The 12,206-nt window shown below is 57.4% G+C and carries 13 protein-coding genes; all 13 read left to right on the forward strand.

Translation table 11 applies throughout. The features are described from left to right. Positions 1-9: 9 nt before the first annotated feature. On the forward strand, positions 10-939 hold the full coding sequence (locus ACNSOI_RS09295; protein ID WP_420195654.1) for an esterase/lipase family protein: 930 nt from the start codon (positions 10-12) through the stop codon (positions 937-939). A gap of 45 nt (positions 940-984) precedes the next feature. Then, entirely contained in the window at positions 985-2,016 is a 1,032-nt protein-coding gene (locus ACNSOI_RS09300; protein ID WP_420195655.1) for a lipase secretion chaperone, read from the forward strand. A gap of 72 nt (positions 2,017-2,088) precedes the next feature. Next, positions 2,089-3,945, forward strand: coding sequence for a DNA polymerase III subunit gamma/tau (gene dnaX / locus ACNSOI_RS09305; protein ID WP_420195656.1), 1,857 nt, complete (start codon positions 2,089-2,091; stop codon positions 3,943-3,945). Positions 3,946-3,949: 4 nt separating this feature from the next. Continuing rightward, positions 3,950-4,273, forward strand: a complete 324-nt coding sequence (locus ACNSOI_RS09310; RefSeq protein WP_011785097.1) for a YbaB/EbfC family nucleoid-associated protein — start codon at positions 3,950-3,952, stop codon at positions 4,271-4,273. Between the two features lie 38 nt (positions 4,274-4,311). Next, a complete protein-coding gene (recR, locus tag ACNSOI_RS09315; protein WP_138436283.1) occupies positions 4,312-4,914 on the forward strand; it encodes a recombination mediator RecR in 603 nt (200 codons plus the stop codon). A 16-nt stretch (positions 4,915-4,930) separates the two neighbouring features. Next, on the forward strand, positions 4,931-6,082 hold the full coding sequence (locus tag ACNSOI_RS09320; RefSeq protein WP_286255376.1) for a ribonuclease D: 1,152 nt from the start codon (positions 4,931-4,933) through the stop codon (positions 6,080-6,082). Next, positions 6,079-6,372: a YcgL domain-containing protein gene (locus tag ACNSOI_RS09325; RefSeq protein WP_061331097.1), complete on the forward strand. Its 294-nt coding sequence runs from the start codon at positions 6,079-6,081 to the stop codon at positions 6,370-6,372. The genes ACNSOI_RS09320 and ACNSOI_RS09325 overlap by 4 nt, the downstream gene beginning before the upstream one ends. Next, the gene (locus ACNSOI_RS09330; protein WP_420195657.1) at positions 6,369-6,815 is read left to right on the forward strand and encodes a YcgN family cysteine cluster protein; all 447 of its coding nucleotides are present in this window, start codon (positions 6,369-6,371) and stop codon (positions 6,813-6,815) included. The genes ACNSOI_RS09325 and ACNSOI_RS09330 overlap by 4 nt, the downstream gene beginning before the upstream one ends. Continuing rightward, positions 6,815-7,159, forward strand: coding sequence for a hypothetical protein (locus ACNSOI_RS09335; RefSeq protein WP_061331099.1), 345 nt, complete (start codon positions 6,815-6,817; stop codon positions 7,157-7,159). The genes ACNSOI_RS09330 and ACNSOI_RS09335 overlap by 1 nt, the downstream gene beginning before the upstream one ends. Before the next feature lie 40 nt (positions 7,160-7,199). After that, the gene (locus ACNSOI_RS09340) at positions 7,200-9,227 is read left to right on the forward strand and encodes a vWA domain-containing protein (protein WP_420195658.1); all 2,028 of its coding nucleotides are present in this window, start codon (positions 7,200-7,202) and stop codon (positions 9,225-9,227) included. An 18-nt stretch (positions 9,228-9,245) separates the two neighbouring features. Continuing rightward, positions 9,246-10,088 carry an AAA family ATPase gene (locus ACNSOI_RS09345; RefSeq protein ID WP_286255383.1) on the forward strand — a complete coding sequence of 281 codons (843 nt, stop codon included), beginning with the start codon at positions 9,246-9,248 and terminating at the stop codon, positions 10,086-10,088. Between the two features lie 22 nt (positions 10,089-10,110). Beyond that, on the forward strand, positions 10,111-11,289 hold the full coding sequence (locus ACNSOI_RS09350) for a vWA domain-containing protein (RefSeq protein WP_061331102.1): 1,179 nt from the start codon (positions 10,111-10,113) through the stop codon (positions 11,287-11,289). A 436-nt stretch (positions 11,290-11,725) separates the two neighbouring features. Further along, the gene (locus ACNSOI_RS09355; protein ID WP_106695660.1) at positions 11,726-12,205 is read left to right on the forward strand and encodes an AraC family transcriptional regulator; all 480 of its coding nucleotides are present in this window, start codon (positions 11,726-11,728) and stop codon (positions 12,203-12,205) included. Position 12,206 lies beyond the last annotated feature (1 nt).

Genomic DNA, 12,206 nt, shown 5'->3' on the forward strand with positions numbered 1-12,206 from the left:
GGGAAAGCTATGAAAAGTGCCAAAACAACATCGCTCGTAACAGCGGGCGTGCTGGCGGCTGCATTGACAGCCCAGCCAGCCTCCGCATGGTGGTTCAGTAAAAAGGATACCTACACCGAAACCAGATACCCAATCGTACTGGTGCACGGGCTTTCTGGTTTCAACAAACTGCTGGGCTTTGTGGAGTACCACAACGGAATTCCCGATGCCCTGGCTGAAGGCGGTGCGGAAGTCTTTGTGCCCCAGGTGTCTGCTGCCAATTCCACGGAAGTTCGTGGCGAGCAACTCCTTGCCCAGATCGAAGAATACCTGGCGGTATCCGGCGCTGAGAAAGTTCACCTTATTGGTCACAGTCATGGTGGGCCCACAGTGCGCTACGTGGCTGGGGTGCGGCCTGACCTGGTGGCGTCCGTGGCCAGTGTTGGTGGTGTTAACTGGGGTACACCGGTGGCCGATGCTGCCAGTGGCGTAGATCTGGATGGACTCGGAAACTGGTTCTTCGGGTTGATTGATACTCTGTCTGGCGGAGGCGGTTTGCCGCAGGATACCGGTGCAGCCATCCATTCGCTCAGCACCGAAGGCTCCCTGGCATTCAATGCCCAGTTTCCCGCGGGTATGCCGTCCAGTTACTGCGGTGATGATGGCGCTGAAGTGGCCAATGGGGTGCGGTATTACTCCTGGGGTGGCAACAGGGTAGTGACCAATCTGCTCGACCCCAGCGATCTCTTGCTGGCGACCATGAGCCCGCTTTTCAATGAGCCCCACGACGGCCTGGTGCCCGCCTGCAGCATGAAGCTGGGTAGGGTGCTGGGTGTGGATTATCGGCACAACCACCTGGATGAGGTGAACCAGATTTTTGGTCTGGTAGGCCCCTTCGTGGCAAGCCCGGTGCAGCTGTATCGCCAGCAGGCGAACCGGCTGAAAAATCTGGGGCTTTAATTCCAACCTGTCGGCGGGCCTCCGGGCCCGCCCTGGAGCGAGACCGTGGTACACAGAGTTGGGATTTTCGCACTCGGGGCTTTGCTCGCCGTTGTGGCCGGTTTTTGGCTGTTTGCTGATGGTGGGCAGGGCTTGCCGGGTGCGAGCATCGAGAACGTTGGCCAGCAGACTGCAGGGCGTTCCGTCGCACTGCCTGAAGAAGTAGCTGGAAGTTCCTCCGCTGGAGATAGCGTGCCGCCGTTACCCCGTGATGAGAGGATATCCGACATCGACGTAGATGGCAGTGTTCGGGTGGATATGAACGGAAACCTGGTGCTGGATCCGTCATTGCGGCGTTTTCTGGATTTCTACATTGGTCTCACCGGTGACCAGGTCCACGGCGAAGCGCTAAGGCAGAGACTGGCGGCAGAGATGCGCCGGCGCGGCATATCGGCCCCGGTGCAGCTGGAAGTGCTCGAGATTCTGGATAATTACCTTGCCTACCGGGGTGCTTCGGAAGCACTGGCCGTGAGGCGTAATGGCAACGTGGAGGATTTGCAGGCGGTTCTGGACGAACTGCAGGACCTGCGACGGAAGCATCTGGGCCCGGATGTGGCTGAAGGATTCTTTGGAGCAGAGGAAGCACGCCTCAGATTGATGCTTGACCGGCAGCGCATTCTGGCGGACGAAAGCCTGAGCAGCCACGAGCGTGACCAGGCATTGGCGCAGGTTGATCAGCTGTTGCCCGAGTTTTCGGTTCAAACTCGCCGCCGCTCAGAAGCGGTGGTGTCCACCAGCCTGAGGGTCAGCGAAATGCGAGAGCAGGGCGCCTCAGAAGAGGAAGTGCGCGCGGTGCGGCTGGACGCCTACGGCCCGGAAGCGACGCAAAGGCTGAGCCGATTGGACGAACAGCGGGCCCATTGGCAAAGCCGGGTGGCTGAGTATCGGCGCCAGAAGGCGCTGATCGATCAGGCCGGTGGGCTGACCGCCGAAGACCGGCAGGCAGAGGTTGAGGCGCTTCGGGTGCGGATGTTTGAAGAGGAACATGAGCGCAGGCGAATCAGCGCCCTTGACCGGGCCGGGGATGACGATGCGTGAACAGAACATCCTTCTTCTGAACCCGGCTACATGCTATTGTTAGCGCCGGTTTATAGCAGCAGTTGAAGGATCATGAGCTATCAGGTTTTAGCCCGAAAATGGCGCCCCCGCACCTTTGAGGACATGGTGGGCCAGGAGCATGTGCTACAGGCATTGGTGCATGCGCTTGAGCACCAGAGGCTTCATCACGCCTACCTGTTTACCGGCACCCGGGGCGTGGGTAAAACCACCATCGGGCGATTGCTGGCCCGTTGCCTTAACTGCGAAACAGGCATCACCGCCAACCCGTGTGGCAAGTGTGGGAGTTGTCAGGAAATCCTGGAAGGGCGGTTTGTTGACCTGATCGAGATCGATGCGGCCTCCCGCACCGGTGTTGACGACATGCGTGAACTGACAGACAACGTTCAGTACGCCCCCAGTCGCGGCCGCTACAAGGTGTACCTCATCGATGAGGTACACATGCTCACCAACCAGTCCTTCAACGCCTTCCTGAAGACCCTGGAAGAGCCGCCCGAGCACGTGAAATTCCTTCTGGCCACGACCGATCCCCAGAAACTGCCGGTGACGGTGCTATCCCGTTGTTTGCAGTTCAACCTGAAGCGGATGACACCGGAGCACATCGTAGGCCACCTCAAGCACGTACTGACCGAAGAGCAGATTCCCTTTGAGGAGCCTGCGCTCTGGCTGCTTGCCCGGGCGGCGGACGGCAGCATGCGTGATGCCCTGAGTCTGACTGACCAGGCGATCGCCTTCGGCAACCAGAATCTGGCTGCCAGTGATGTCAGCAATATGCTGGGCACCATTGACCAGCGTGACATTGAACGCATCGTTACAACGCTGGTCGAGCGGGATGGCCCCGGTCTGCTGGCGGAGATCAGCCGCATTTCAGATTTTGCGCCGGATTACGCGGTCATTCTGGCGGATCTGCTATCACTTTTTCACCGGGTCACCATGGAACAGGTAGTACCGGGCAGTGCCGACAATGCCCTGGGCGATGCCGCTCAGGTTCAGTCACTGGCAAAGCAGTTGAGCGCGGAAGACGCCCAGCTGTTCTATCAGGCGGCGTTGATGGGTCGGAGAGATCTGGCGGTCACGCCGGATGCCCGTATGGGATTTGAAATGACCCTGCTCCGGATGCTGGCTTTCCGGCCGGGGGCTGATCGCCGTGAGCCGCCAAGCATTGCCTCTGGTGGCAATGAGGGTCAGGCGCGCGCCGAACCGGAACCTGACCCTGCGGCGGTTCAGAGCTCTAAGCCCGAGCCCGACGCTGAACAAACGCAGGCGCCCGAGCAGAACCCTGAGCCAGTGCCGCAACCACAGCCAGAACCAGAGCCTGCGCCACCCCTGATGGAATCGCCCCCCTGGGATCCAGAGCCCGGCGACCCGGCCTTGAGCCTGGAGCGTGAAGAACCCGAGGCGTTTGCCAGCGAGATGGCACCAGAGCCCGCGAAAAGTCCGGTTCTTGAAGAAGTCCAACCGCAAGGTCCGGTGGAACCGTATGTTGAGCCTGTTGTCGAAAATCAGGAGCCGGTAACCGCGGACGGATTTGTGTGGGAACGGGATTTTCGCCAGTTGGAGATTACTGGCATGCCCGGCAACCTCGCCAGCTACAGTGCCATGGCGATGGACGGTCAAACCGTGGTGTTAACGCTTGATGAAGGCCACGCCCGGCTGCTGAATGCTCGCCATGAAGAAAAAATCCTGGCGGCCTTGAGATCTCGCTTCGGTGATGCCACTTCACTGAGAATAGAGCAGGGTGAGCCAGGGCTTCACACCCCGGCCGCCTGGGAAGAACGGCAACGGGCAGCCAGGCAGAAAGCGGCAGAGCAAGCGATCCGTCAGGACCCGGTGGTAAAAAGTATTGTTGAACGATTTGAAGGGCGGGTGGTTGAAGAAAGCATCCGCCCCATCGAGACAGGCAGGAGATGAACAGATGATGAATAACATGGGCGACCTGATGAAAAAGGCGCAGCAGATGCAGGAGCAGATGCAGAAGGCCCAGGAGGAGATTGCCAAGGCGGAAGTCACGGGCGAGTCCGGCGCCGGCCTGGTCAAAGTGACCATGAACGGTCGCCACGACGTTCGCAAGGTAGACATTGATCCGTCGCTGCTGTCTGAAGACAAAGAGATCCTTGAAGATTTGTTGGCAGCGGCCGTTAACGATGCCGTTCGCCGTGTTGAGGCAAATCAGAAAGACAAGATGTCTGGCATGATGTCCGGAATGGGTATGCCCCCCGGATTCAAGATGCCGTTCTGAACCTGGCCCCGGCCCGCCATAGTCTTTGAGGAGCGTTCATGGCATTCAGCCCCCTGGTTGATGAATTGGTTGAATCTCTCCGGTGCTTGCCCGGAGTTGGTCAGAAAACAGCACAGCGCATGGCATTTCATCTGCTGGAGCGGGGCCGCTCTGGTGGCACCCGGCTGGCCAGTGCCCTGAGCCAGGCGATGGATGGCGTGCGTCGATGCGACAGCTGTCAGAACTTTTCTGACACCGAAATCTGCAACATCTGCGAGAAGCCGGAAAGACGCACCGGCACCCTGTGCGTTGTAGAAAGCCCTTCCGATCTGCTCGCCATCGAACAGGCCGGGGATTATCGGGGTGGTTATTTCGTGCTGATGGGGCATTTGTCGCCGATTGATGGCGTAGGCCCGGAAGAAATTGGTATTGAACGGTTGCTACAGCGGGTCCGCGAAGAGGGTGTGACTGAACTGATCCTGGCGACCAATCCCACCGTCGAAGGCGAGGCAACTGCCCACTACATCGCTGACCGCCTGGATGGCCAGAATATCCTGATCACCCGTCTGGCCCATGGCATTCCGGTGGGTGGCGAGCTGGGCTATGTAGACGGCTTCACACTTACCCATGCATTCCGGGGCCGAAAGCCCCTGTCTGAATAACGTCTCAGGTTCCTTCATGACTCTTTCCGCACCGGCCGTTACCATTCCCCCGGCCCCTGACACTGTTCGCTGGATTCGCGAGCCAGATACCCTGGACAACTGGCTGGACGCCCTCGAGCCCGGGGTACCGGTGGTGCTGGACACAGAATTTGAGCGAGTCTCTACCTTCTATCCCATTCCCGGTCTGGTGCAGCTGGGTGGCGGCGGTGAGTTCTGGCTGATTGATCCGGACGTAGCCGAGGCCTCCGAACGGTTTCGGGAGATGCTGGCGGATAGCCAGCGACCAAAGCTGTTATACGCCATGAGCGAAGACCTTGAGCTGTTCCGGCATTGGCTGGATGTGATGCCTAAAGGTGTGTTGGACCTCCAGATTGGCGCGGCACTGGCCGGTGCCGGGTTTTCGGTGGGTTATGCCCGCCTGGTGGAAACCCTGTTCGGTGAAACCCTGGATAAATCCGTTACCCGGTCCGACTGGGTGGCCAGGCCATTGAGCCCGGAACAGGAGCGCTATGCCCTGGATGATATCCGTTTTTTGCAACCGGTGTATGAGTGGGTTTGCCACGGCTTGCGCGAGCGCGGGCTGGAACAGGCTATGGCCGACGAGTCGCAGCGCTTTGCGGATGAAGCAGCCAGCCTGGAGGACGCCGGGCAACACTACCTGAAACTTCGTGGTGGCTGGACACTGAATCGGGAACAGCAGGCGGTTCTGCAGGCCTTGGTGGTGTGGCGGGAACAGGAGTGCCGGCGGTTGGATCGCCCCCGAAACCGAGTGTTGAATGATGGCTTGCTGATAGCCATTGCCGAGCGCTGCCCTGGCTCGCTCAGAGCCCTCAATGATGTCCAGGGCGTTCCGGGCGGCATTGTAAAGCGTTATGGTGAACACCTGCTGGAATTGGTTCGGGGTGCCAGAGAAGCTGACCACACCGATCTGAAGCCCATACCCAGGCCGCTGACCCGAGATCAGCAAGCGCTGTTCAAAAAGGTTAAGCGTTGCTTCAGAAAAGTGGCAGAAGATACTGATATACCAATTGAATTGCTGGCGCCAAGAAAACGCCTTGAAGGCGTTATTGAAGAGGGCACCATGGCAGGTAATCCGTTTTTTGAAGGCTGGCGCAGGGATATACTGGCGCCGGTTGTCCCGGAAATTGAGGAGCTTCTCGTACAATGAAAGACCGTGAATTTGTATCGGTGTTTCGCAGCAGTAAAAAAAGCGATACCTACATCTATGTTCGCCGTGGCCAGGTTTGGGATGATCTCCCGGAGGCTTTGCGTTCGATCTTCGGGCAGCCGGTTCACGCCATGGATCTGCTGTTGAGCCCAGACAAAAAGCTCGCCAGGACCACCGGTAAAGAAGTGCTGGAGGCGTTGGCCGAGAAGGATTTCTTTCTGCAGATGCCGGAAGAGCAGGAAACTTATATTGTTGATTTTCGGCGAAAAATCGAGCAGCGTGGACAATGATTGCAGAGATTCCCTTCTGGCAGCGTAAGCACCTGAACGAAATGACCCGGTCAGAGTGGGAATCTCTGTGTGATGGCTGCGGGCTTTGTTGCCTGCAGAAGCTTGAAGACGAAGACACCGGCGAGGTGTACCACACCGACCTGGTCTGCGGTTACATGGATACGCAAACCTGCCGTTGTACCGTGTATTCTGACCGGCTGAAGAAAGTTCCGGGTTGTACGGTTCTGACACCGGAAACGGTATCAGACTACCACTGGTTACCGTACACCTGTGCTTACCGAACGTTGGCGGAAGGCCGGCCCCTTGCGGACTGGCACCCCTTGCGATCCGGTGATCCGGATTCCGTGCATCGCGCCGGGGTTTCGGTAAAAGGCAAAGTCGTCTCTGAGGACGGCGTGCCGGAAGAGGATTGGGAAGACCACATTATTCACTGGGTTCTGTAATGATCGATACTGATGCTTCACTAGCTTACGGAATTTTCTGGGCGGCCTACGCAGTCGCTTTCGTTGTGTTGTTCTACATGATGAAAGCGCTGTTTCGGATACTGCCATTCTATGGTGTGCGGACGTTGCTGCTGTCGGCCCTGGTTGTTTTATTTCTGACGCCCGTAGAGTCCGCAGAGCTTGCAGGCTGGTGGATTCCCGCCTGGTTGTTCGCCGGTTACGAACTTATTCTGGGAGACGCCGACGCGGCGGGCAGGGCACTGCTGAATTTCAGCATTGCCGCTCTGGTGATGTTGTTGGTCTGGATTCTGGATCTTGTCCGGTATCGGCTGGTGCGCAAATAACTCCAAGAACGTGCGAAATATCAGACAGGTAAGGGTAGCTATGAAGCGAGTTCAGGTAATCCTCATGCTGGTGTTGGCCAGTTTTGTGCCAGCGCATTCCAGTGCCCAGGATTCAGGTCTGACATTACCCGAGCAGGCCGACGTGCGCATCATTGTTGATATCTCCGGCTCTATGAAGGAAACCGACCCGGAGAACCTTCGCCGGCCGGCGGTACGCTTGTTGGCTCGGATGCTGCCAGCGGGTGCCGAAGCCGGTGTCTGGACCTTTGGCCAATATGTCAACATGCTGGTACCCCACGCCACTGTTGATGACGCCTGGCGTAACAGGGTGATAGAGCGTTCCGAGCAGATCAATTCCGTGGCCCTCTATACCAATCTCGGGCTGGCTATGGAAAAGGCCAGCGACGACTGGTTGTCTGGCGGAACACTGGAAAACACCCACCTGATTCTTCTGAGTGACGGCAAGGTTGATATTCCGGGCGGAGAGGCTGCCAGCCGTGAAGAGGAGCGGCGTATCCTTGAAACCCTGCTGCCTTCCCTGAAAGCCAAAGGCGCCACTATCCATACTGTCGGCCTGTCGGAGTTGGCAGACATCACCTTTCTGCAGCGCCTGGCCCGGGAAACCGGCGGCAGCTTTCAACTGGCCAAAACCGCTGAAGCGCTCAACCTGGCGTTTGCGGATGCCCTGAACACGGCCGTACCGCAAGAACAGATTCCCATTGAGGGCGATGGCTTTGCGGTGGATGCTGGCGTCCGGGAATTTACCGCTTTGATCTTCACGGGCGGCTCTGACGCCGAAGCACGAAGCCTGGCCCTCTCTGAGCCGGATGGCGAGCCGTTCACGGCCAATAATCTGCCAGACAACGTGCGGTGGGCCGTGGAGCCGGGTTACGACCTGATTACCGTAACTGAACCGGCCGCCGGGCGATGGCGTATTGTTGGAGACCTCGGCCAAGGTAGCCGGGTGACCGTTGTCAGTGACTTGCGCATGGCCGTGAGTGAGGTGCCATCAGAATTCTCGGAAGAAACGCCGTTCAATCTGGAGGTCGTGTTTTTCGAGGAATCCGAGAAGATCAGGAATCGGGATTTTCTGGGTGTGATGCAGGTAAGCCTGTCGATCACCGCCAATGATGGCCGGCGGGGCACCAAGGTGCTGTCTGGCGACCAGCCTCCGGAAGATGGCGTGTATCGGGATACCGTGACGCGGCTGCCTGCTCCCGGGCGGTATCAGATTGATGTGGTGGCAGACGGCGGTACATTCTCCCGGAAATTCAGTGCAATGACCGCTTTTACATTGCCGGGTGAGGAACCTGAGCTGGCCGTGGTGTCTGAGCCCCTGGTACCCGACCTCAGTGAACGGGTTGAGCCCGAGGCGCCGGCTGAGCCAGAACCGGTCGAGGTGCCGGCGCCTGTCGCAGACCCCGAACCAATGCCTGAGCCTGAGCCTGAACAAGCAGAAGCTCCCTCGGAGCCACAACCGGAACCGGTTCACGTACCGGAAAAAGGCACTTTGTGGGGAATACCGGTCTGGGCATTTGGAGCGGGTGCAGCCTTACTGGTGGTCATTATCGGGCTGGGGCTTTTCGCCTGGCGCCAGAAAAAGTCCATTGCCGAGGCTGAGCAGGCCGCCGCAGCGGAGAGAGAGACCCTGGAGGATCTGCCGGAGGAGGAGCCGGAGATCCCTGTGGTGGCAGCAGCTGTGTCAGACAGCGAACCGGATGAAACGCCGGAGCCCGAGGATATCCCGGACATGACCGAATCGCTTGAACGCGATGAGGTTCCGGAAACGGAAGATGACCAGATTCCTGTTGCCGATGATGCGGTTAACGAAGAGCCGGAAGACGATGAGACTTTGGCCGAGACTGATCCAGAGCCAGAGCCAGAGCCAGAGCCAGAGCCAGAGCCAGAGCCAGAGCCAGAGCCAGAGGAAGACGATGATGATGAGTTTGGTCTTGAAGACTTTGACTTATCTGAGTTCGATGATCTGCCAGACCTGGACGAATCAGAAGCGGATGACAAGTCCGAGGCCGACGACACCGAAAAAGACGACGAAGATCAGAAAAAGTAACCAACAGGAAACAGACACATGAAGTTTACCGGTACCGATAAATACGTAGCCACCGATGACCTGCAGATGGCTGTAAACGCAGCAATCGCGCTCCAGCGCCCGTTGCTGATCAAAGGCGAGCCCGGCACCGGAAAAACCCTGCTGGCGGAAGAAATGGCTGCCGCCCTGGGTATACGTCTGATTCCCTGGCACATCAAATCCACCACCAAGGCCCAACAGGGACTGTACGAGTATGATGCGGTATCCCGCCTTCGCGATTCCCAACTGGGCGATGAAAAGGTCAAGGACATCCGCAACTACATCATCAAGGGTAAGCTCTGGGAAGCCTTCGAGGCCGATGAGCAGGTGGTGCTGCTGATCGATGAAATCGACAAGGCCGATATTGAATTCCCGAACGACCTGCTGCTGGAACTCGACCGCATGGAGTTCTTCGTATACGAAACCCAGGAGTTCGTGAAAGCGAAGAAGCGCCCCATTGTGGTCATCACCAGTAACAACGAGAAAGAACTGCCGGATGCCTTCCTGCGCCGCTGCTTCTTCCATTACATCAGCTTCCCGGACCACGACACCATGAAAGACATTGTGGATGTGCACTTCCCGGGCCTCCAGCAACAGGTTGTGCGCGATGCCCTGGAGGTGTTCTTTGATGTCCGCAAGGTGCCTGGTCTGAAGAAAAAGCCGTCCACCTCCGAGCTGATTGACTGGCTGAAACTGCTGATGGCCGATGAGCTGTCTGCCAAGGCGCTGCAGGAGAAAGACAGCAGCTCTGCGCTGCCGCCTCTGTATGGTGCCCTGGTGAAGAACGAGCAGGACGTGCACCTGCTGCAGAAGCTGGCGTTTATGGCACGTCGCCGCAACTGATCTCTGGCAAGAGTTTCGCTTTATGTTGATCGATTTTTTCCTCGAAGTGCGCCGGGCCAAGGTTCCGGCCAGTCTGCGAGAGTTCCTTGACCTGCTGGAAGCTATCCAGCAGCGTCTGGCGTTCGCAGACATGGAGGAGTTCTATTACCTGGCACGGGTGTGCCTGGTGAAAGACGAAAGGCACTTCGACAAGTTTGACCGGGCCTTCAAGGCGTATTTTGAAGGCATCGAGAACCTTGATGATCTGCTCGAAGCCCTGATTCCCGATGACTGGCTAAGGGCCGAGTTCGAGAAGCACCTCACCGAAGAAGAAAAAGCCAAGATTGAGTCTCTGGGCGGCCTTGAAGAGTTGATTGAAACTTTCAAGAAGCGCATGGAAGAGCAGAACGAGCGCCACGCCGGTGGCAATAAATGGATCGGTACCGGCGGAACTTCACCCTTTGGCGCCAATGGCTACAATCCTGAGGGCTTCCGCATTGGCCAGAAGAACGGTCGCCATGGCCGGGCCGTCAAGGTCTGGGAGAAACGGGAATACCGTGATCTGGACGACAGCATCACCCTGGGGCTACGGAATATAAAGGTGGCGCTGCGTCGGTTGCGTAAATTCGCTCGACAGGGTGCGGCAGATCAACTGGATATGGACGACACCATCCGTTCCACCGCCCGCAACGCCGGCTACCTGGATCTGAAAATGGTGCCAGAGCGGCACAACGCGGTGAAGGTTCTGATCTTCTTCGACGTCGGCGGCTCCATGGACCCGCACGTCAAAGTATGTGAAGAGCTGTTCTCCGCCGCCAGGCTCGAGTTCAAGCACATGGAGTATTTCTATTTCCACAATTTTATCTATGAGAGTGTGTGGAAGAACAATATTCGCCGCATGAATGAGACCCTGAGCACCTGGGACATCCTGCACAAGTACACTCCGGACTATAAGGTTATTTTTGTTGGGGACGCCACCATGGCACCTTATGAGATAACGCATCCGGGTGGATCCATTGAGCACTGGAACGAAGAAGCTGGCGCTACCTGGTTCCAGCGGGTGTCGGAGCATTTCCGCAAGGTGGTTTGGCTGAACCCGCTACCGGAAAGTTACTGGGGTAGCGGTGGTTCGCTGGGCATAACCAAACAATTGGTCAATAATCATATGTACCCTCTGACCATTGAGGGGCTTGAATCCGCCATGAAACACCTGAGCAAGTAGTTCGGATCGAGGTGGGCGGATAAAAAAAGCCGATGCGGTTGAGGGCATCGGCAAAGCTCGGCATATTCAAGCGGGGGTTGCCAGAAGGCGCTCCCGCCGATTTCCCCGTAGCAAGCCTTGGGCCACCCGAAATTAATTTATAATTATCAATTAGTTACTTTTTTTGCTCGGTCATGTCGACCGGTCTTTCCCGCTCCCGCCTTTTGTTCTGTCAAATAACTCGACACTTATTATTACGCCACTGCCGGTGAAAGTTTCATTTGGTGAATTGGATACCGTTCTTGGTTGTTAGCGGGTGTTACTCTTTATTTCGAATTGTAACGGTGCCCGGTTGTGCCGGGGCCCGAGATCGCACGGCAGGAAAATTATGTTCGGCAAACAAAAATCACAACACTGCCGGATTGTCCCAGGGACCAAGGGGCTTTGGATATCCGGAATGATTGCCGTACTGGCATTCGGCTCTGTTTCAGCTTCATCGCTGGACGATGAAATCAACCGCCTGACGGCAGACGTTACCCGTCATTCGGCATCGGTGCATGCCCTTGAGCAACGCTTGCTGCACCCGGTGGATACCCGAGTCTCGGTGTTCCTGACCCTGGGAAACCGGCAGGCACTCAATCTTGATTCTGTTGAACTCTTTATCAACGATCAGCCCGTAGCGTCCCATCTATACAGCGCCACGGAACGAACGTCGTTGGAGCAGGGTGGGGTGCAGCAGCTATTCGTTGGCAATATGGCTGACGGCAACCACCAGCTGAAGACGGTGATCAACGCCCGGGCTGCCAATAAGCGCTTTGTCCGCCGTGAGGTGGTTCACCGGTTTGATAAACGTCCCGGTACTTTGCGGCTGCAGATGAATCTTGATGCCCGGGCTCCGGACTACGAGCCGGAAGTCACGTTCCAGGAATGGAAGTAGC

This window comes from Marinobacter sp. GH_1 (assembly GCF_048595985.1).
GTDB classification, from domain to species: Bacteria; Pseudomonadota; Gammaproteobacteria; order Pseudomonadales; family Oleiphilaceae; genus Marinobacter; species Marinobacter shengliensis.